16 protein-coding genes and 1 tRNA gene are annotated in these 19,553 nt (G+C 53.8%); 10 read left to right on the forward strand and 7 right to left on the reverse strand.

What is annotated here, in order from left to right; genetic code table 11:
• Window positions 1-102 precede the first annotated feature (102 nt).
• Window positions 103-194: transfer RNA gene (locus tag UF64_RS11245), tRNA-Ile, on the reverse strand.
• Between the two features lie 170 nt (window positions 195-364).
• Window positions 365-4,075, reverse strand: a complete 3,711-nt coding sequence (locus UF64_RS11250; RefSeq protein ID WP_044828641.1) for a vitamin B12-dependent ribonucleotide reductase — start codon at window positions 4,073-4,075, stop codon at window positions 365-367.
• 918 nt (window positions 4,076-4,993) lie between these two features.
• Here UF64_RS11250 and UF64_RS11255 point away from each other — a divergent pair.
• The 8 genes from UF64_RS11255 to UF64_RS11285 all read left to right on the forward strand — a co-directional run bounded on the left by UF64_RS11255 (window position 4,994) and on the right by UF64_RS11285 (window position 9,276).
• Window positions 4,994-5,356: an NADH:ubiquinone oxidoreductase subunit NDUFA12 gene (locus UF64_RS11255; RefSeq protein ID WP_044828642.1), complete on the forward strand. Its 363-nt coding sequence runs from the start codon at window positions 4,994-4,996 to the stop codon at window positions 5,354-5,356.
• A 441-nt stretch (window positions 5,357-5,797) separates the two neighbouring features.
• A complete protein-coding gene (gene mlaD, locus UF64_RS11260) occupies window positions 5,798-6,250 on the forward strand; it encodes an outer membrane lipid asymmetry maintenance protein MlaD (protein WP_044828643.1) in 453 nt (150 codons plus the stop codon).
• 149 nt (window positions 6,251-6,399) lie between these two features.
• On the forward strand, window positions 6,400-6,651 hold the full coding sequence (locus tag UF64_RS11265; protein WP_044828644.1) for a hypothetical protein: 252 nt from the start codon (window positions 6,400-6,402) through the stop codon (window positions 6,649-6,651).
• A gap of 8 nt (window positions 6,652-6,659) precedes the next feature.
• The gene (locus tag UF64_RS11270) at window positions 6,660-7,109 is read left to right on the forward strand and encodes a DUF2155 domain-containing protein (RefSeq protein WP_052657588.1); all 450 of its coding nucleotides are present in this window, start codon (window positions 6,660-6,662) and stop codon (window positions 7,107-7,109) included.
• Window positions 7,110-7,204: 95 nt separating this feature from the next.
• A complete protein-coding gene (locus UF64_RS20900; protein ID WP_052657590.1) occupies window positions 7,205-7,420 on the forward strand; it encodes a hypothetical protein in 216 nt (71 codons plus the stop codon).
• 1 nt (window position 7,421) lies between these two features.
• A complete protein-coding gene (locus UF64_RS11275) occupies window positions 7,422-8,015 on the forward strand; it encodes a YceI family protein (RefSeq protein ID WP_052657592.1) in 594 nt (197 codons plus the stop codon).
• A 126-nt stretch (window positions 8,016-8,141) separates the two neighbouring features.
• On the forward strand, window positions 8,142-8,696 hold the full coding sequence (locus UF64_RS11280) for a cytochrome b (RefSeq protein WP_044828647.1): 555 nt from the start codon (window positions 8,142-8,144) through the stop codon (window positions 8,694-8,696).
• 1 nt (window position 8,697) lies between these two features.
• Window positions 8,698-9,276 carry a YceI family protein gene (locus tag UF64_RS11285; RefSeq protein WP_052657594.1) on the forward strand — a complete coding sequence of 193 codons (579 nt, stop codon included), beginning with the start codon at window positions 8,698-8,700 and terminating at the stop codon, window positions 9,274-9,276.
• A gap of 99 nt (window positions 9,277-9,375) precedes the next feature.
• Here the strand turns inward: UF64_RS11285 and UF64_RS11290 are convergent, their stop codons facing one another.
• From UF64_RS11290 to UF64_RS11305, 4 genes are all read right to left on the reverse strand, one after another.
• A complete protein-coding gene (locus UF64_RS11290) occupies window positions 9,376-11,184 on the reverse strand; it encodes a methyl-accepting chemotaxis protein (protein WP_235285037.1) in 1,809 nt (602 codons plus the stop codon).
• Window positions 11,185-11,317: 133 nt separating this feature from the next.
• Window positions 11,318-13,018, reverse strand: coding sequence for a methyl-accepting chemotaxis protein (locus UF64_RS21075; protein WP_044828649.1), 1,701 nt, complete (start codon window positions 13,016-13,018; stop codon window positions 11,318-11,320).
• A 332-nt stretch (window positions 13,019-13,350) separates the two neighbouring features.
• Window positions 13,351-15,051, reverse strand: coding sequence for a methyl-accepting chemotaxis protein (locus tag UF64_RS11300; RefSeq protein WP_044828650.1), 1,701 nt, complete (start codon window positions 15,049-15,051; stop codon window positions 13,351-13,353).
• Window positions 15,052-15,367: 316 nt separating this feature from the next.
• A complete protein-coding gene (locus UF64_RS11305; protein ID WP_044828651.1) occupies window positions 15,368-16,066 on the reverse strand; it encodes an alpha/beta hydrolase in 699 nt (232 codons plus the stop codon).
• Between the two features lie 538 nt (window positions 16,067-16,604).
• On the opposite strand from UF64_RS11305, the gene UF64_RS11310 reads away from it, so the two are divergent.
• A complete protein-coding gene (locus UF64_RS11310) occupies window positions 16,605-17,942 on the forward strand; it encodes an MATE family efflux transporter (RefSeq protein ID WP_044828652.1) in 1,338 nt (445 codons plus the stop codon).
• 114 nt (window positions 17,943-18,056) lie between these two features.
• Here the strand turns inward: UF64_RS11310 and UF64_RS11315 are convergent, their stop codons facing one another.
• The gene (locus tag UF64_RS11315; protein WP_044828653.1) at window positions 18,057-18,536 is read right to left on the reverse strand and encodes an Lrp/AsnC family transcriptional regulator; all 480 of its coding nucleotides are present in this window, start codon (window positions 18,534-18,536) and stop codon (window positions 18,057-18,059) included.
• Window positions 18,537-19,050: 514 nt separating this feature from the next.
• Here UF64_RS11315 and UF64_RS11320 point away from each other — a divergent pair.
• Window positions 19,051-19,551 (forward strand): GNAT family N-acetyltransferase, encoded by a 501-nt coding sequence (locus UF64_RS11320; protein WP_044828654.1) that lies wholly within the window; start codon window positions 19,051-19,053, stop codon window positions 19,549-19,551.
• The last annotated feature ends 2 nt before the right edge of the window (window positions 19,552-19,553 follow it).

The following is a 19,553-nucleotide window of genomic DNA, read 5'->3' on the forward strand; positions in this document are numbered from 1 at the left end:
TACACTTTAAAATTTCAAGAAGATTGACTTTAAAAGGGTGGGCGACGTTATGGAACCAACGCCGCCCTAAGTCTTCTCGTGCATAGATGACCAATAAATTGGTGGCGGTAGCGGTGGGATTCGAACCCACGGGGCGGTTCCAAACGCCCGCCTCATTATCAATGAGGTGCTTTAAACCACTCGGCCACGCTACCCATCTTGGACGTAGAAGTTTGAATAGGCTAATTATTTTATTTTTCGCGGTCAAGTTGTACTTGAGGGTTGCCTGTTATTGGCTTGATGATCAGTCAGCAAAAAAAAGAACCGGCCGGGAAAGCCCGGCCGGTTTGCTGATCAGATCAGGTGTTCGGTAGGGCCGGGACCCTTAGGAGCAACCGGTGGTCGCGCCACAAGAGTCACATTTGAGGCAAGTGCCGTTACGCACCAAGGTGAAGTTACCGCAATCCGGGCAACCGTCGCCTTCATAGCCTTTCATGCGGGCTTCGCGGATCTGGTCCATCTTGGCATCGGTTTTGGCGATGACTTCTTCGCTGGTGGACAGGATCGCTGCAGCCTCGGTCGTGGTGGTTCTGGTCACCGTGGTGGTGCTTGCCGTTTCCGGGGTATGGCTGTGGCCATGACCGTCGGTGCCGGTTGATTTCACCTCGAGAACGCGCTCCTCGGCCGGGGCGCCGCCATCAACAACATAGAGGTTGCGACGCACAAAGCCGGAAGATGCCACCTTGCGGATGGTTTCGATCGCCTGATCGCCAGCTTTCTCGGCGGTTTCGCCAAGGTCGCCTTCGGCAACACCTTCGCCAACCGCATCCGGCAGGATGTCGGACGGCTGAACGTGGGCGAGGTCGTTACGGCCAAGGTAGGAGATCGCCAGTTCGCGGAACATGTAATCAAGGATGGAAGTTGCCATCTTGATCGCATCGTTGCCGGAAACCATGCCGGACGGCTCGAAGCGGGTGAAGGTGAAGGCTTCGACATATTCTTCGAGCGGCACGCCATACTGCAGGCCGATGGACACTGCGATTGCGAAGTTGTTCATCAGCGAGCGGAAAGCAGCGCCTTCCTTGTGCATGTCGATGAAGATTTCACCAAGCTTGCCATCTTCGTATTCACCGGTACGGAGATATACCTTGTGACCGCCAACGGTGGCCTTCTGGGTGTAGCCTTTGCGGCGGCCCGGAAGGGAGCGACGGTCGCCACGAATGACGCGTTCGATGATTTTCTCGACGATCTGCTCGGATGCCTGAGCTGCCTTGGCAGCGGTCGGCTGATCTGCGTAATCGTCTTCTTCGACCAATGCGGAGTTGAGCGGCTGGCTGAGTTTCGAGCCATCACGATAGAGCGCGTTGGCTTTGAGGCCCAGACGCCAGGACAGCATGTAAGCGTCTTTACAATCCTGGATGTTTGCGTTGCTCGGCATGTTGATGGTTTTGGAAATCGCACCCGAGATGAACGGCTGTGCCGCAGCCATCATGCGGATGTGGCTTTCAGCCGACAGGTAACGCTTGCCGATACGGCCGCACGGGTTTGCGCAATCAAAGACCGGCAGGTCTTCTTCACGAAGATGCGGGGCCTGTTCGAGCGTCATCGAACCGCAAACATAGGTGTTGGCTGCTTCGATCTGCTTTTTGTCGAAACCGAGGGCCGCGAGCATGTTGAAGTCCATGCTGTTGATCGCCTTGGCATCGAGACCCAGCGTGTTGACACAGAAGTCATCACCGAAGGTGTATTTGTTGAAGACGAATTTGATGTCAAATGCGTTCTTCAGGGCACCTTCAACCTTGGCAAGTGCTTCGTCGTCAAAGCCCTTGGCTTTCAGGTCTTCGTGCGAGATTGCCGGCGAACCAACCAGGGTGCCATGACCAACCGCGTATTTTTCAATGTCGCGGATCTGGTTTTCGGTGTAGCCGAGCGTTGCAAGTGCTACCGGAACGGTACGGTTGATGATCTTGAAGTAACCGCCGCCAGCAAGCTTTTTGAACTTCACGAGTGCGAAGTCCGGCTCGATACCGGTGGTGTCGCAATCCATGACCAGACCGATGGTGCCGGTCGGGGCGATAACGGTGGTCTGGGCGTTACGGTAGCCGTGCTTTTCACCAAGCTCGACCGCCTTGTCCCAGGCAGCGCGGGCTGCAACCGGAAGATCGGCATAGGGGCTGTCAGCAGCAACCAGCGGAACCGGGTTGATCGACAGGCCTTCATAGCCTTCCTGTTCGCCGTAAGCGGCACGGCGATGGTTGCGCATGACACGCAGCATTTCCTGTGCGTTGTTAGCATAACCCGGGAACGCACCCTGTTCGCTGGCCATTTCAGCCGAGGTCGCATAGGAAACGCCACACATGATGGCGGTCAGGGACGCACCAATCGCACGGCCTTCGTCGCTGTCATACGAGATACCCATGCTCATCAGCAGGCCGCCGATGTTGGCATAGCCAAGGCCAAGGGTACGGTAACGATAGGAAAGCTCGGCAATTCGGTCGGACGGGAACTGTGCCATCAGAACCGAGATTTCGAGAACAACGGTCCACAGACGGACAGCATGTTCGTATGCCTCGATATCGACGCCACCATCGTCAGAACGGAAGTTCATCAGGTTGAGCGATGCGAGGTTACATGCGGTGTCATCAAGGAACATGTATTCCGAGCACGGGTTGGACGCGTTGATGCGACCCGAGTTCGGGCAGGTGTGCCATTCGTTGATCGTGGTGTCGTACTGGATGCCCGGATCAGCACAGGCCCAAGCAGCTTCGCCAACTTTTTCCCACAGATCGCGAGCGGAAATGGTTTTGGCAACCTTGCCGTCGATGCGGCGGATCAGTTCCCAGTCACCGTTATCGAGAACAGCCTGCAGGAAGTCGTTCGAGACACGAACAGAGTTGTTCGAGTTCTGACCGGAAACGGTCAGGTATGCCTCGGAGTCCCAATCGGTGTCATAGGTTTTGAAGCTGATTTCGGTGAAGCCCTGACGGGCGAATTCGATGATCTTGTTGATATAGGAATCCGGTATCATCACAGCGCGTGCGCCCAGCACAGCTTCTTTGAGCTGCGGGTTGGCGCGCGGCAGGAAGCGATCTTCGGAGTCCGCGGCACCGTCCCAGTTGGTGCAGGCAGCCAGAACCTGGGTCAGGTGCTTTTCAGCCAGTTTGGAACCAGCGACGAGGGCAGCAACTTTCTGCTCTTCGACGACTTTCCAGTTTACGTATTCTTCGATGTCCGGGTGGTCGATATCGACAACAACCATTTTCGCAGCACGGCGGGTGGTACCACCCGACTTGATCGCGCCAGCAGCACGGTCACCAATTTTCAGGAAGCTCATCAGACCAGAAGAACGACCACCACCCGACAGGGTTTCGCCTTCGCCACGCACGTTGGAGAAGTTAGAACCGGTACCCGAACCGAATTTGAACAGACGTGCTTCACGGGTCCAGAGATCCATGATGCCGCCTTCGTTGACCAGGTCATCGGCAACGGACTGAATGAAGCAGGCATGCGGCTGCGGATGTTCGTACGCACTGGCCGATTTGGTCAGTTCGCCGGTTTTGTAATCAACATAGGAGTGACCCTGTGCCGGGCCATCAATACCATATGCCCAGTGCAGACCGGTGTTGAACCACTGCGGAGAGTTCGGCGCACCCATCTGGTGGGAAAGCTGGTAGCGCATTTCATCAAAGAATGCCTGCGCATCGGATTCGGCATCAAAATAGCCGCCTTTCCAGCCCCAATAGGTCCAGGTGCCTGCCAGACGGTCAAAGACCTGGGTCGAGCTGGTTTCGCTGGTGTAGCGTTTTTCAGCCGGCATTTTGTCGAGCTTGGCGGTGTCAGCGGTCTGACGCCACAGCCAAGACGGAACGTCCTTTTCTTTTACCGGTTTGAGCGCAACCGGAACTCCGGCCTTACGGAAGTATTTCTGTGCCAGAACGTCACTCGCCACCTGCGACCAGGAGGAGGGCATATCAACGTCATTCATCTCAAAAACGACGGAACCATCCGGGTTTTTGATGACAGAAGAGGACTTACGAAATTCGATGTCGGCGTAAGGGCTGACACCTTCCTGAGTGAATTTTCTGGTGATCCGCATGGTCTGCTCCGGTTGTGATCAGACGTGACAGGGCGCTTTCGGGTGATGCGCCAACATCGCCTGACTTTATATAGTTTGCTCAATGCTCTTGCGCTGCCCCTGACGCCGATATTTTCCGGCATTTCCAGAGCTTCGCAATTATGGGTATTCGGTGGTGTGGTCCCCCCTTGGAACCAGCCGGTCCGTGGGGAGGAATATAACGGCAAAATTTCGCCACAGTCCACTAATCTTTGTGGTTGACAGTGATTTTTACCACAACATCTAGTGGGTCAGTTGCTGTCTTGCTGATTCGATGCTGGTGGGATTCTCGTTAACAATCTCTGAATCGGTCCGGAAGGCCCGGAAAACTGCGGCTTGTGTCGCAGTGTGATTGTGTGTCGGTCCTAAGACTCGGACTACATATTGTGTGGCAACGAGGTAAAGCCACACAACGCAGGATCAAGCTAACGCCGTTTTCATTCCATTTCCAGTGCGAAGCTGAAAACAGTGCGGCTCGTTGTTTTTCCTAGCATGGAAGCCAATGATAACAGTTTGATATTTATGTTAAAGTCTTCTTTTAAATGGTCGCGGAAATGCAGGGATAGCAAGGCTCCTGGCCTACTACATATATGGGGCGGTTTGTGGATAACGGGGTGGATAAAGCCCCCAGATGTAGGGGTATCAAAGAGTCGTCGCCCCACAAGCAGTTGTGGGTTGTTTTGCAGGGCAATTTTCACCCCGTGATGGACACTGATCTGGTGATGCCAACATGAAGTGCGGATTTGTCTTGGGTAATGTCTGTAAGCAGGCCCTGAAACATTGACTTTCCACGAACATCACGACATATAAGTCACTTGATTGGCAGGGATACCTACCATGTGCCCTGTGCCGCCTTCCCGAAATTTGGGCGGATACACCAGATCTGGAGAGAGACTCAACATGGCCACCGTCGGCACCCGTATTTATACCGCGCTGTTTGGCAAGCGCGTTGGCGAAGACCGTTTCGGCAATACCTATTACACCGAAAAGACTCCGGCAAAAGGTCGCCGCACCAAGCGTTGGGTTGTTTACAAAGGCGTGGTCGAAGGTTCGAAAGTTCCGGCTGAATGGCATGCATGGCTGCATTACACCGTTGATGCGCCGCTGTCTGACAAGGCCGAAGACCGTTATGACTGGCAGAAAGAGCATCTGCCGAACCTGACCGGCACCAAACATGCCTATCGCCCGAAAGGCCACGAATATAGTGGTGGCAAGCGTGCACCGGCGACCGGCGATTACCAGGCATGGTCGCCGGAAGGCTGATCAGACCCAAAGAATTCCGATAACAGGCGGGCGCGGGGCAACTCGCGCCCGTTTGTGTTTATGACGTGTTTTGTGTTTCGCAGTGCCCGTTTTGACCCGTTGTCGTTTGGGTGGTTGTTTTTCGGGTCGGGGCAATACAGTATAGGGTCAGAACCCATCAATTTGATTTGAATGGCAGACGTTATATTTGTGAAATCCAAGAAAAAGCCTGCAGGGCGGGCCTGTGTCCCGGCCAAGGGGTTTGACGTCGGAGTTTGCAAATATAACGTCTGTCCTTCGGATTCATCGGATTTGCACGGGCTACTTTGTCGTAAAACCTTGAAAGATAGAAATCTTCCTGCGATTTTACTCCGCGTATCCGCACAAATCCGATGAACCATTCAAACCAAATTGACGGGTCCTGACCCTAAGTCTCAAAGAGATACAGAACGGATAAGGTCTATGAGCAACAGACTGATTGAAACCATTGCCGGTGCTGCCGTGATCGCAGTTGCGGTCGGATTTGCGGCCTATTCCTATTCACGCGCCGGGATCAATACGGTGGAAGGCTATGAAATCATGGCCAGCTTCAACCGGATTGACGGTCTTGTTGTGGGCAATGATGTCCGTGTTTCCGGGGTCAAGGTCGGCACGGTGACGGCACAGGAACTTGATCCCAATACCTATATGGCGGTTGTCAGAATGTCGGTGCAGCCGGATCTGGCGCTGCCGCTTGATAGTTCTGCCAAGATTGCATCCGATGGGTTGCTGGGCGGCAAGTTTGTCGCCCTTGAGCCGGGCGGGGATATCGACATGATCGAAGCCGGTGGCGAGATCGAGTTTACGCAAGGCTCGGTAAACCTTGAGGACCTGATTGGTCAGGTTATCTATTCCTCGACCAGCAGCGATAATTGATTGACCGGATGATCGTGGATGGCCGTCATTTTGGTCGGCCATGATTTTGCCCGGTTTGCGCACCAAGGTGCGCTGCAGATACCAGATACGCCGCAAGGGCAGGGTAAGCTTACCGAATATCCGTCTTGCGCAGAATGTCGGAGCGGTTGATGAAAAAGACCGAAAATGTTGATCATTTCCCCACCTGGCAGGCCAGCGATGGCTCGCCACTTTCATGCGTGGAAAAGATCAAGGTTCTCAATGACAATTTCGGCGAACTGCGCGAGATCATGCAGGATGCGCTTGAAGATGCGCTTCTGATGGGCTGTGACGAAGAACAGTTCCGCAATGTGATGCGCGATCTGGTGGCCGAACTGCACAATCCGTATCATACCGACGATAAAAGCGACAAACAGGACTGAAGACCACAATGAAACGATCCTTTGCGATTGCCGCGATTTGTTCGACATGTGCAATGATCGGAACAGCGTCTTCGGCGCTTGATTATCGCCCGGCCCCGATTGCCCAGCTGCAGGGGCTTGATAAAATCACTGCCCGGATTTCGACCTTTGAAGTGCCGGTAGGACAGGTCACGCGGTTTGGTACACTCGAAATTCGGGTCGATGCCTGTTACCGAACCCCACCGGAAGAGCGCCCGGAAAGTGCGACCTTCCTTGATATTGCCGACATTCGTGATGATGGCAATGCGACGCGCGCCCCGCTGTTTTCGGGTTGGATGTTTGCATCAAGCCCGGGTTTGTCAGCGCTTGAACATCCTGTCTATGATGTGTGGCTTAAGGAATGCCTTGATCCGGCCAATGCCCAGAGCGAAGGCGGCGAATCCGCACCGCAAGGTCAGGCCGCACCGGAACAGCCATAAGGTCGGCCCAACGCGGACCCGGCCCGGATTGGAAACAAGCTGATCGCAATTGCGGTCAGCTTTTTTGTTGGGTGGGTCGTGCCGAATACCGACAAATGGCGGAAAACTCTTATCTGCATGGTCAGTGGGAGCAGGGTGATTGGGCCCAAATTGTCAAGAATATGGCAGATGTTTTTGTGATTGTTTCTATATGCGAAAATATATGTTGCGGTTTCGCTGGCTTGAGGGGAAGCAGTGTGCCTGTCATCCTCGGTTCACGATTTATTGCGGTGCAGCGTTTGCCTGCACCTTGTGAACATGAGGGAAATTAAAATGTTTAAGTCGATTAAAAAAGCCGGCGTTGCGCTGGCAGTTGCTGCTGGTCTTTCGGGTGCGGCTTTCTCCGCCCAGGCGGCAGACACCTATACGCTTGATCCGTCCCACACCAGCGTCATCTTCATCGTCAACCACCTTGGCTTCTCGAACTTCCAGGGTCGTTTTGGCGGCACCACCGGTGAGCTGACCCTTGATCGTGAAAATCCGGCAGCGTCTTCGGCGACCATCACCATTGATCTCAACCAGATCGACACCGGTGTTGAAGCGCTTGATAACCACATGAAGACCGCTGATTTCTTCAATGTTGAAAGCTTCCCGACCGCGACGTTTACCAGCACCTCGGTTGAGCTGGTTGGTGACAATGCCGCGACCGTCACCGGTAACCTGAGCTTCCTTGGCGAAACCAAGCCGCTGGTTCTTGACGTCACCCTGACCGGTGAAGGTCAGCACCCGATGACTGGCGACGAAGTTGTCGGCTTCTCGGCGACCGGTACCGTGACCCGTTCTGAATACGGCATGAACTACCTTGTCGGTGGCGTTGGCGACGACGTTGCTCTGCAGATCTCTTCCGAGTTCGCAAAGCAGAAATAATCGGCCTGTTGTCGATTTCTGGTGTGCGCTGTGGTCAATGTGTTGCAGCGCACATCATATTTCAGGCCCGGTGAAGATTGGGCAGGACCCGGTGCAAATCCGGGCTGGCAGTGAGGGAAGCCGGTTATGACACTTCGGAGTACGAAACAGGCCTTTGGCGCGGTGACCAAGACCATCCACTGGGTGATGGCGCTTTTGGTGATCAGCGTATTTTCCATCGGCTGGTATATGGATTTCCTGCCGCTGGGTATGGAGAAACTTGAATGGATTTCGCGCCACAAGTCGCTTGGTGTGACGGTTTTGGCACTTGTGATCCTGCGCGTGATCTGGCGCCACAGCGAACAAACCCCCAAAGAACTGAGTGACTTGCAGATTGAACGTCTGGCGGCAAAGGCCGGGCATCTGGGTTTGTATTTGCTGATGTTTGCCATGCCGTTGACGGGCTGGACCATGTCATCTGCTGCGAACTATCCGGTCAGTGTTTTTGGTCTGTTTACCCTGCCGAACCTTGTGTCACCCAATCAGGAACTGTTTGAAACATTGCGCACAGCACACTGGTTGCTGTCCTGGGCGATTGCCGGTTTGGTCGGTGTCCATATTTTGGCCGCACTCAAACATCATTTCTGGGATCGCGACACAACGCTGCGCCGCATGTTGCCCGGCAAAATCAAGGAAAACTGATATGTCTCAGATGAAACGCAAAATGCTGCCCGCACTGGCTGTTGCCACTACTCTTGCCGGTTTCTCAGGCGCTGTACATGCGGCCGATCCATGGGTGGTTGAGGCCAATGACAGCGAAATCGAATTCAAGGGCACGCAGCTTGGTGCCGAGTTCGAAGGCGAATTCAAATCCTTCACCGCCGAGATTGTGTTTTCCCCCGATGATCTGGCCGGTTCTTCGGTCGAGGTGCTGATTGATATTGCGTCGGTCGATACCGAGAATGGCGATCGCGACAGCCAGATCGTTTCACCTGACTGGTTTGACGCGGCACAATGGCCGACCGCAAAGTTCGCCACCAAGTCGTTCAGTGAAATCGCACCGGGAAAATATGAAGCGGTTGCGGATTTGACGATCCGTGACGTGACCCGCGAAGTGACCCTGCCGTTCGATCTTGAGATCAAAGGCAACGAAGCCGAAGCCAAGGGCACGGTCACCATCAACCGCACCGATTTTGGCGTCGGGCAGGGCCAGTGGGCCGATACGTCCCAAGTTGGCGATCCGGTGACCATTGAAATCGAGATCGAAGCCAAGCGCCCGTAAGCTGCGCTGTGCTAACGCGTTAAAAGAAAGGCCGCCCCGGAGATGATCCGGGGCGGCTTTGTTTGCGCGTGTCGTGTCGGTTGTTGTTTTGAGGTGCGCTTATTTGGTTGCGCTTTTGCGCAGGTTATCGAGGAATGCCTCGACCGCGTTATCAAGGGCGACGGCCTCAGAAACCAGTTTTTCGGCAGTGCTGGCAAGCTGGTTGGTACCCGACGACACTTTGCCGGCATTGTCATTAACTGTTTCGATGCGTTCGGAAACTTCGCGCGTGCCGTCAGCTGCCTGTTGCACACTGCGTGAGATTTCGCCGATGGCAGCGTGCTGTTCTTCGACCGCAGCCGCAATCGCGGTTGAGCTGTCTGCTACCTGGGCGATGGTCTCGGAAATCCGGCGGATGGCATCGACGGCCTCGCTGGTTTCGTTCTGAACGGCCTGAATCTGCTGGTTGATTTCCTCGGTCGCCTTGGCGGTCTGATTGGCGAGGTTTTTGACCTCGCTCGCCACCACGGCAAAGCCTTTGCCAGCATCGCCGGCGCGGGCGGCCTCGATGGTGGCGTTAAGGGCCAGCAGGTTGGTCTGTTCGGCGATGTCACCGATCAGGCTTGCGACATCGCCGATACGTTGGGCTGCGTCAGAAAGCCCGGTAACCGTTTCATTAGTGCGGGTGGCTTCTTCGTTTGCCCGGCTGGCAATAGTCGCAGAATTGGCAATCTGTTGAGCAATCTCATCAGAGGATGCAGACAGTTCTTCTGTTGCGGCAGACACCGTCTGAACGTTGCCGGATGTTTGGGTTGTCGCAGTGGCGACCGCCGCCGACAACTCACTGTTCATGTTGGTCGCGTCACGCATTTCATCGGTGGCCGATTGCATGTCCTTGATCGATTTCGAGATTGAGCTGATCAGGCCCTTAACCCTGGTATCAAGAGAATCAGCCATTTCCATAACAGCTTTATGCTGATTTGCTTCTGCCTGTTCCTCAATCGCGCGCTGATTTTCTTGCAGCTTGACGTTTTCAAGTGCCTGTTCTCGGAAGGACACGACGGTACGGGCCATGTCACCAACTTCATCTTTGCGCTGCTGGCCTTCGATACTGCCTTCGAGGTCGCCGGTCGCGATGATGCGCATGCGTGCCGCCAAGGTCTTTAGTCCACCGGTAATGTCTTTACCAATAGCGATGCCCACGATGCTCATAATCAGCAGAATGACCACACCAATAGAAATTATGAAAGTGGCCTCTTCACGAAAGGCTGCGTCTACATCATCAATATAGATGCCGGTACCAATCACAGGCCCCCAAGGCAGGGGGTGCGCGAAGGAGAGCTTTTCAAAAGTCAGTTCCTTGTCCACGCCAGGCTTGGGCCATAGGTAGGAGGAAAAACCACCACCTGGTTTGTTGCCGGCCTTAATCAGTTCACGAATGAAGTTGGTGCCGTTTGAATCCTGAAGGCCATCTAGGTTCTTTCCGACCAGTGCCGGGTTGGCGCCATGCATTTCTGTCATGCCATCAATCGCAAACACAAAAAAGTATCCGATTTCGCCGTCATATCTGCCGGATCCAGCGATTTCGTAGAACTGCGATATCGCTTCGTCTTGGGACAGTTTTCCGGCGGAGACTTTGTCTTGGTAGTGCTGTGCGATTGAAACGACATATTCTGTCGTCGAGCGAATTTTCTCTTTTCTATCGTCAAGAAGTGAGCTTCTGAGTTCCGCGAGCTGCAATGCCGCAATCGCAACAACTCCCAATAATGCAATGATAGACAAGGCCGCAATTTTGTAGCCAATTCGTAAGTTCCCCAGCATTTTTATCCCCCAAATGCCACTCCCAAAAAAGCATAATATAATTAAATGATGATATACGTTGGTGTAGGTCGCAAGAGAAAAATTGAGTGATTCTAATGCAATTGTCAATTGGCGTGCAATTTTTAGACATTTTGTAACAAACTGTTTCTAAAGGAGCTTTTGGGGAATGCTCCGCACAGAAAAAAAGGGCCGAAACGTAAATGTCTCGGCCCTCCAAAAGTATGGTATGGATTTGTCGTTCTTACTTCATTGCGCTTTTGCGCAGGTTATCGAGGAAGGCCTCGACCGCGTTATCAAGGGCGACGGCCTCAGAAACCAGTTTTTCGGCAGTGCTGGCAAGCTGGTTGGTACCCGAAGACACTTTGCCAGCATTGTCATTGACGGTCTCGATCCGTTCGGAAACTTCGCGTGTGCCGTCAGCGGCCTGTTGCACACTGCGCGAGATTTCTCCGATGGCGGCGTGCTGTTCTTCGACCGCAGCCGCAATTGCAGTTGAGCTGTCTGCGACCTGGGCGATGGTTTCGGAAATCCGGCGGATGGCATCGACGGCCTCGCTGGTTTCGTTCTGAACGGCCTGAATCTGTTGGTTGATTTCCTCGGTCGCCTTGGCGGTCTGATTGGCGAGGTTTTTGACCTCGCTCGCGACGACGGCGAAGCCTTTGCCAGCATCACCAGCACGAGCGGCCTCGATGGTGGCGTTAAGCGCCAGCAGGTTGGTTTGTTCGGCGATGTCACCGATCAGGCTTGCGACGTCACCAATACGCTGGGCCGCCTCGGACAAGCCGGTCACCGTTTCATTGGTACGCGTGGCTTCGTCATTGGCGCGGTTGGCGATGTTGGCCGAGTTTGCGATCTGCTGGGCGATTTCATCTGAGGAAGCCGACAATTCCTCGGTCGCGGCAGACACGGTCTGAACGTTGCCCGATGTCTGGGTGGTGGCGGAGGCCACAGCCGCTGACAGTTCGCTGTTCATGTTGGTTGCGTCACGCATCTCATCGGTCGCGGACTGCATGTCCTTGATCGATTTCGAGATCGAGCTGATAAGGCCCTTGACCTTGGCATCAAGAGAATCGGCCATTTCCATTAGGGCCTTGCGCTGATTTTCCTCGGCCTGATGTTCCATCGCACGCTGGTTTTCCTGAAGCTTGACGTTCTCGACCGCTTGTTCGCGGAAGGACACCACGGTGCGTGCCATGTCGCCGACTTCATCACCGCGCTCCTGATCCGCAATATTACCTTCAAGGTTTCCACGAGCGATGTATTCCATGCGTTGTGAGAGCCGTGAAAGAGGTGCAGTAATATCGCGTCCGATAAAATAGCCGATTACAAAGAGTAAAACAGAAAGAGCGCTGCCAATTATCAAAATAAGCAGTGCATTTTCCCAAAATTTAGATTCAATGTCATCTACATAGACTCCGGTTGTTAAAATGTCGGACCACGGAAGTTGTCTTGAATAAGATATTTTTTCAAAATTTTGATCTTCGGGTTGATTGGGTTTTGTCCAGAAATATCGCGTATAGCCGCCATCGGACTTTTTGCCTTGAGCTACAAGGTCAACAGACATCAAATAGCCATTTGCATCCCCAAGTTTTGAAACGTCTTTTCCATTTAGTTGCGGTGCCTTAGGATGCATCTTCATGATGACATCTTCAGAAATAATCAAAAAATACCCTGTTCCGCCGTCATAGTTTGCAACCCTTGCAATCTCATAGAACTGCGCTATCGCATCATCTTGGGATAATGTTCCTGCGGCCACTTTGTCTTGAAGTTCCTGTGCGACCGTTACTAACGTCATTGTCGCAGTTTTAATCTTGTCCATTCTGTCGTCTACAAGATTGCTACGCAGATTGAAAAGCTGAACCAAAGACAGGGTCATGATAATTATAAAGGCTAGACATGCAATCGACGCGATTTTGCGACCGATCTTAATATTTCTCAGCATATGCAGATTTCCTACGTATAAAATAGATAGGTAGCGATACTTTAAGGGAGCACTTGGGGATGGTTTGGTGCGGTATCAAGATTGTTTGAGCTGCTCATGCGAGATAAATTGAGTTTATCTAAATGTTTGGAGTTGCACATTCTGGCATAAGTGAGAATTGCTCAGGGAAGGTGCATTCACAGTATCTATTCATCAGTCTTTCTCGCTGCCAGAATGAGTTGGGAGGCGTTCAACCTAATCCGGCAAAAGCCATTTCATCCTCTTGTCAAAAAACAAAAAAAGGCTGGAGCATTTCGCCCCAGCCCTTTGGATGGTATCGATGAAGGTGTAGTCTAGTCGGTAGCACGTTTGCGCAGATCAGCAAGGAAGCTTTCAACCGCTTCATCAAGCGACTGTGCTTCTTCGACAAGCTTCTCGGCTGATTGGGCGAGCTGGCTGGTGCCCGAGGAGACGCGACCGGCGTTTTCATTTACCGTTTCGATCCGCTGGGACACTTCGCTGGTGCCGTCCGCTGCCTGCTGAACGTTGCGGGAAATCTCGCCGATTGCCGCGTGCTGTTCTTCAACAGCAGCAGCAATCGCGGTCGAGCTGTCAGCAACCTGTGCGATGGTTTCAGAGATTAGACGGATCGCCTCGACCGCTTCGCCGGTTTCGTTCTGAACAGACAGGATCTGCTGATTGATTTCCTCGGTCGCCTTGGCGGTCTGGTTGGCGAGGTTTTTGACCTCGCTTGCGACGACGGCAAAGCCTTTGCCTGCATCACCGGCACGGGCTGCCTCGATGGTGGCGTTAAGGGCCAGCAGGTTGGTCTGTTCGGCAATGTCGCCGATCAGCTTGGCAACGTCGCCAATCTTTTGCGCCGCATCGGCCAGACCGGTGACGGTCTGGTTGGTACGGGTGGCCTGTTCGTTGGCCTGATTGGCGATTTCGGCCGACTGGGAAATCTGATGGGCGATTTCGTCACTTGATGCTGTCAGTTCCTCGGTTGCGGCAGACACGGTCTGGACGTTGGTCGAGGTCTGGGTGGTGGCAGAAGCCACAGCAGCAGAGAGCGAGCTGTTGGTGTTGCTGGCTTCTTCCATCGAAGAGGTGGCTGTTTTCATCTCGGTGATGGAGCCGGCAATCGCGCGGATCAGACCTTTGACACGGCCTTCAAGGCTGTCGGCCATGTCGGTGATGTCCTGACGGCGTTGCTTGTCGGCCTGGGCTTCGAGTTGCTTCTGACGGTTCTGGAGTTCCTGGTTATCCACGGCCTGCTGACGGAAGGCAACGACGGTGCGGGCCATGTCGCCGACTTCGTCGCCACGGTCCTGACCTTCGATCTCGCCTTCAAGGTTGCCATTAGCGATTTCGGTCATACGGGTTGAGAGTTTGTTCAGGCCACCTGTAATGTTACGGCCTATCGCAAGTGAGAATGCAATCATCAGGGCAACAACTATTGCAATGATTACCATTACAAAAACGGTCTGTTCCCAGAACGCGGCATCCACATCATCAATGTAGATGCCGGTGCCGATTGCATCGCCCCATGGGAGCATAGCGGAATAGGAAAGTTTCTCGAACAGCTTGTCCTCGGGCTCACCGGGCTTTGCCCAGAAATAGGAGAAGAAGCCTCCGCCGGGATTTTGAGCCGCAGCAAGAAGATCTTGAACGATGAAGTTACCCGTAGGGTCTTTAACCTGACTCATATCCGTGCCGTTTAGCGACGGTTTCGCACCATGGAGCTTGTTGATCCCGTTTTCGTCATAGGCAAAGAAATAGCCGGTGCCGTCATCGAAGCGTGCTGCCGTGCTCCATCGGTAGAAGTCTGTCACTGCATCTTCCTGGGAAAGTTCGCCGCTGTTAACGCGGTCCTGATAGGACTGGGCAGCTGTTACTAGCATTGAAACAGTTGTCTGAATTTTGTCTTTGCGGTCTTCGAGCATCCCGCTGCGGAAAGTTTGAAGTTCAAGTGCGGCAATCGCCAGCAAGGCGAGCAGAGACAGCAGCGACAAACTGGCGACTTTTTGACCAATTCGTATGTTCTGAAGCATGATCGGTTCCCGTTTTCTTGCGTTTCCTTGCGCCGAAGCGCACAAACTTATGCAGAAATGTTGTCTTTGGTATAATTTAAAGGAGTAATAATGCCAAAAAGTATAGTTTTGTTGTCGTGGATTGCACCAATTTTTTGCAAGTTGAATTTGTGTAAGGCACTGCCAAAGAGGGATTTTGTTAATTGCTGCACGGCTATTGAGCGCGATAAATCAAGCGATGCTGCTATTATGTTGGAACGATCAGGCAGAAAAAAAAGCACCTTACGTTCAAGATAAGGTGCTTTTCTATATCTCTTGCCGAGGCACTAATTTTTGATCAGCGCAATCTGTTGCCGAGAAATTCGACGGCGATGCCAAGCCCTTCTTCGTCGATGCCGTGTTGCAGGCCAGGACGTTCATGCAGGCTGACATCAATACCGTTGGCCGCGAGCGTCTCCTTGGCAAGGCGGGATGCCTCGATCGGGACGACCGGATCAGCCGTGCCATGGACCAGCACCATCGGCGGGCGCGATTTGATTTCTGCCCCAAAGCTTTGTTCGCCGAGTAAGGCACCAGAGAAGCCGACAACGCCAGCGATCGGAGTTTCACGGCGCGGGGCCGTCTGCAGCGACATCATTGTTCCTTGCGAGAAGCCGACAAGTGCGACCTTGTCGGCAGTAACGCCATGGGTTTCCATGACGTGGTCGATGAAGCCATCAACATAGGCGGCACTTTTGCGCGCACCTTCGGCCATGGCCGCAAGCGCACCAGACATGGTTTCAGGCGCGCGGCGCAGGAATTCCGGATCATATTCAGCAAGGCTGAACCACTGACGCCCGAACGGCGACATTTCGCACGGGAAAGGCGCGTTGGGCGAGTAAAATGCCGTGTCGGGCAGGGCGCGTGCCAGATGCGGCGCCAGACCGATCAGGTCATTTCCGTCGGCGCCATAGCCATGCAGCAAAATGACAACGCTTTTGGTGGTGCCCGATGCCGCCGGAATGTTCGGACCAGATAACAATGTGTCGGTGCTCATACGTGCTTTCCTGATTTTCCCTTTGCACTTGCTTAGCAATGCAGCCCCCCGACCACCAGCATTTTTTGTGCTGAATCCGAAGGTTTCGCTGCGGGACGTTTGGCGGAAACCCACAAGCTTTCATGGCTTGTGGATAACTTTGTGGATGGAAAACCGGTTTTTGCGAAAATCGCGACCTAAAACGTGACTGTCGGCAGGTTTGGTCTCGGTTTTCTGTGCCTTGGTATAAATTCTGCGGGTTTTCTAATTTAAAGGATCAGGATATTTTGTGTTTGAAATTCGCGCATAAAAACAAATACTTAATTGATATTCCTCAATCCACCTGTTTGGAAAATCCCAGAAGTGCCCGTGCAAGGTGATACGCATTTCTAGGTGAATTCGCGCAGAAGCTGAATGAGGCGAGGCAAAAAGTTAACGATGTGGATTTTTTGGACAGCCAGTCAGTAAAACGCGTCTTTTGCCGTCCGGCATTCTGTGCCACAAGATTTCTTCCGGTTCGCCGGATGCCCCGCAGCATAATCCATAACCCGAGGTCCATATGAACCGCACGCGCCGCTGGTTCGGCAAGGGTGATCGACGCGTTTTGGCGTTGACCCTGCCGATTATTTTGTCCAACGCGACAGTCCCGTTGCTTGGCGCGGTGGATACGGCTGTGGTCGGGCATCTTGATAGCCCGCATTATATCGGGGCGGTCGCGGTTGGCGCGCTGATCTTTTCCTATGTGTTCTGGAGCTTTGGCTTCTTGCGCATGGCGACCACCGGTCTTGCAGCCCAGGCCTATGGCAGGCGCGATGCCAATGGCGTGCGCGCGGTCTTTGCGCGCGCGGCCCTGATAGCGGTTGTCGCGGGGCTTGCGGTGATGGTGTTGCAATGGCCGATTATCGAGTTGGCCATGACCCTGATTGCGCCAACACCCGCGGTCGAGGCCGCGGCGCGTGATTACTTCCATGTGCGGATCTGGGCATCACCGGCGACCTTGATGCAATATTGCATGCTGGGCTGGCTGCTTGCCATGCGTGACAGCCGGGCGGTGTTTATCTTTCAGGTGGTTCTCAATTCGCTCAACATCGTTCTCGATATCCTGTTTGTGCAGGGGTTCGGTTGGGATGTGCGCGGGGTGGCCGGCGCCACGGTGATTGCCGATTATTCCGGTGTGGTGCTGGGTTGGTTCCTGATGCAGCCGCATCTGAAACGGCTTGGCGGGTCATGGCGCGGGATCGGGCTTTTGGATCGTGCCCAGCTGGCCCGGCTGATGAAAATCAATGGTGATATCTTTATTCGGACGATGGCGCTGACATCGGCCTTTGCGCTGTTTACCAGTTTCTCGGCCCGGTTTGGCGAGGTGACCCTTGCAGCAAATGCGGTTTTGCAAAACTTCCTGATGTTTGGATCATTTGCGCTTGATGGGTTTGCCCATGCGGCCGAAACGCTTGTCGGGCAGGCCTATGGTGCGGAAAAGCGCAAGCAGTTCCTGTGGGCGGTGCGCAAGACGACGGTGTGGGGGATCGTTTCCGCGGTGGTTATGGCTGCACTGTTTGCACTTGCCGGGCCGTGGGTCATTGATGCGCTGACCAGCATTCCAGAAGTCCGCACGGCATCTTATGAATATATGATGTGGGCGGTGGTGCTGCCGGTGACTGGCGTTCTGGGCTTCCAGTTTGATGGGGTATTTCTGGGCGCGATGCAGACCAAACACTGGCGCAACATGATGCTGCTGTCGGTGGCGATCTATGCCGGGTTTGCCTGGGGTGCGGTTGTGATGGACAGCAACCATTTGCTGTGGGCGGCGTTTAACGGGTTCTTCCTGCTGCGCGGGCTTACCCTGGCCGTGCTATTCCCGACGATCATTCCAGCACAGCGTCACGCTGTGGCGTAGAGCGCTTTTCAGGTTTGGGAACGTGCTGATCGAGGTCCCTGCCTTCACGGGGATGACGGTGCCAAACCATCTGGTTTCTGGTTCATACCCGTGTAGACAGGCATCCAGATGATGTTAGTCGGCTTCAGCGACCGGCAGGGTGGTGCTGTTTTTGACTTCGTGCAGGGTGAAGCTTGATTTCATGTTGGCGACACCGGGCAGCTTCATCATTACTTCGGACAGGAAGCGCTGATAGGCGGCCGGGTCCGGCACGACGATGCGCATCATATAGTCCTGATTGCCGACCATGGCGTAGCAATCAACAATTTCCGGATGTTCTTGCACAGCGCTTTCAAAGCGGCGCAGTGACGGTTCGTCATGCTGCGTCAGGGACACGGTGACGAAGACATTGACGCCAAGATGCAGATGGGCCGGATCAAGCAGGGCGACATATTTGCGGATGACGCCGCTTTCTTCGAGCTTGCGCAGACGGCGCAGGCAGGGAGAAACGGACAGGCCGACCTTGTCTGCCAATTCAACCATGGAAATACGGCCATCTTCCTGAATTTCACGAAGAATTTTACGATCAATTGCGTCGAAACCGTTGCGCGCCATGGCGTGCCACACTCCTTTGGTCGATAAGAAACCGGGCCGAAATCCGCCCTTTGGAACTGTCATCCCGGTGGGGTGGATTTTGCCAAATTCCCGACCGAGCGTACATAATTCCTGCTGCGCGATAAGCCATGACTTCGCGTTTCTGTCAATCTTTGCGTCACGTGTCAGGGTATTTTTTACCACCTCATCCTGTATATGGTCGGGGTGCGGTGCAACAGATTTTGTGTATCAAAAGTTTGCCAAGGATATGTAGGAGACTTGCATGAATCGGGGAATGCAAGTATGTCCTTCAATTCCTTGGAATGCTTGTGTTTCGGGCCGTAACGCTCGCACCTGCAGCGGAACTTATCATTGCCGTGTGCCATCCGGGCAGTGTAGTATAATCGTACCAATTTACTTATTTCGATTGTGGTTATTCTCCTGTCGGGAGCCGGGGGAGGCTGACACTGTCTGATATGATCTGATCTGATCTGACATGATGGGGCATTGGCAGCCGATATACTGAAAGGCACGTATGGTGGACGCTGCGCAAAACACGCCGGGATATAACCTGGTTACCATTGGCGAGCATAAAATCAATATCCGTCCGGCAGTCGAGGCAGACCTTGCCAATGTTGTCGATCTTGATGACCGGACCACGGGACTGCGCAAGCCGGATTACTGGGACGATCTTTTTACCCGTTATGGCAACCGCAAGGATTCCCGTTTCTTCCTGATAGCAGAGGAAAACGGCACTCTTTTGGGCTGTATTTTTGGTGAAGTCCGCTCATGGGAATTCAATTCCGTCCCGTGCGGCTGGGTCGGCACGGTCAGTGTCGAGCCGGACCTTCGCATGGGGGGTATCGGTACGATCCTTTATAACGAAATCTGCCGCTGTTTCCGCAATGCCGGTGTGACCAAGATCCGCACCATGATCCCGCGCGATGCAACCGACCTGATGTCGTTCTTCCGCGCACAGGGGATGATGGCCGGGCCGTTCATCCAGCTGGAAACAGATATGGAAGAGGGGGAATAAGC

The organism is Thalassospira sp. HJ, from assembly GCF_000948415.1.
Taxonomy (GTDB): Bacteria; Pseudomonadota; Alphaproteobacteria; order Rhodospirillales; family Thalassospiraceae; genus Thalassospira.

What these genes read in the sequence shown, in the direction of transcription:
- UF64_RS11250 (WP_044828641.1), bottom strand. Translation starts at nt 4,075, where the DNA reads ATGCGGATCACCAGAAAATTCACTCAGGAAGGTGTCAGCCCTTACGCC.
- UF64_RS11255 (WP_044828642.1), top strand. Translation starts at nt 4,994, where the DNA reads ATGGCCACCGTCGGCACCCGTATTTATACCGCGCTGTTTGGCAAGCGC.
- mlaD (WP_044828643.1), top strand. Translation starts at nt 5,798, where the DNA reads ATGAGCAACAGACTGATTGAAACCATTGCCGGTGCTGCCGTGATCGCA.
- UF64_RS11265 (WP_044828644.1), top strand. Translation starts at nt 6,400, where the DNA reads ATGAAAAAGACCGAAAATGTTGATCATTTCCCCACCTGGCAGGCCAGC.
- UF64_RS11270 (WP_052657588.1), top strand. Translation starts at nt 6,660, where the DNA reads ATGAAACGATCCTTTGCGATTGCCGCGATTTGTTCGACATGTGCAATG.
- UF64_RS20900 (WP_052657590.1), top strand. Translation starts at nt 7,205, where the DNA reads ATGGCGGAAAACTCTTATCTGCATGGTCAGTGGGAGCAGGGTGATTGG.
- UF64_RS11275 (WP_052657592.1), top strand. Translation starts at nt 7,422, where the DNA reads ATGTTTAAGTCGATTAAAAAAGCCGGCGTTGCGCTGGCAGTTGCTGCT.
- UF64_RS11280 (WP_044828647.1), top strand. Translation starts at nt 8,142, where the DNA reads ATGACACTTCGGAGTACGAAACAGGCCTTTGGCGCGGTGACCAAGACC.
- UF64_RS11285 (WP_052657594.1), top strand. Translation starts at nt 8,698, where the DNA reads ATGTCTCAGATGAAACGCAAAATGCTGCCCGCACTGGCTGTTGCCACT.
- UF64_RS21075 (WP_044828649.1), bottom strand. Translation starts at nt 13,018, where the DNA reads ATGCTGAGAAATATTAAGATCGGTCGCAAAATCGCGTCGATTGCATGT.
- UF64_RS11300 (WP_044828650.1), bottom strand. Translation starts at nt 15,051, where the DNA reads ATGCTTCAGAACATACGAATTGGTCAAAAAGTCGCCAGTTTGTCGCTG.
- UF64_RS11305 (WP_044828651.1), bottom strand. Translation starts at nt 16,066, where the DNA reads ATGAGCACCGACACATTGTTATCTGGTCCGAACATTCCGGCGGCATCG.
- UF64_RS11310 (WP_044828652.1), top strand. Translation starts at nt 16,605, where the DNA reads ATGAACCGCACGCGCCGCTGGTTCGGCAAGGGTGATCGACGCGTTTTG.
- UF64_RS11315 (WP_044828653.1), bottom strand. Translation starts at nt 18,536, where the DNA reads ATGGCGCGCAACGGTTTCGACGCAATTGATCGTAAAATTCTTCGTGAA.
- UF64_RS11320 (WP_044828654.1), top strand. Translation starts at nt 19,051, where the DNA reads ATGGTGGACGCTGCGCAAAACACGCCGGGATATAACCTGGTTACCATT.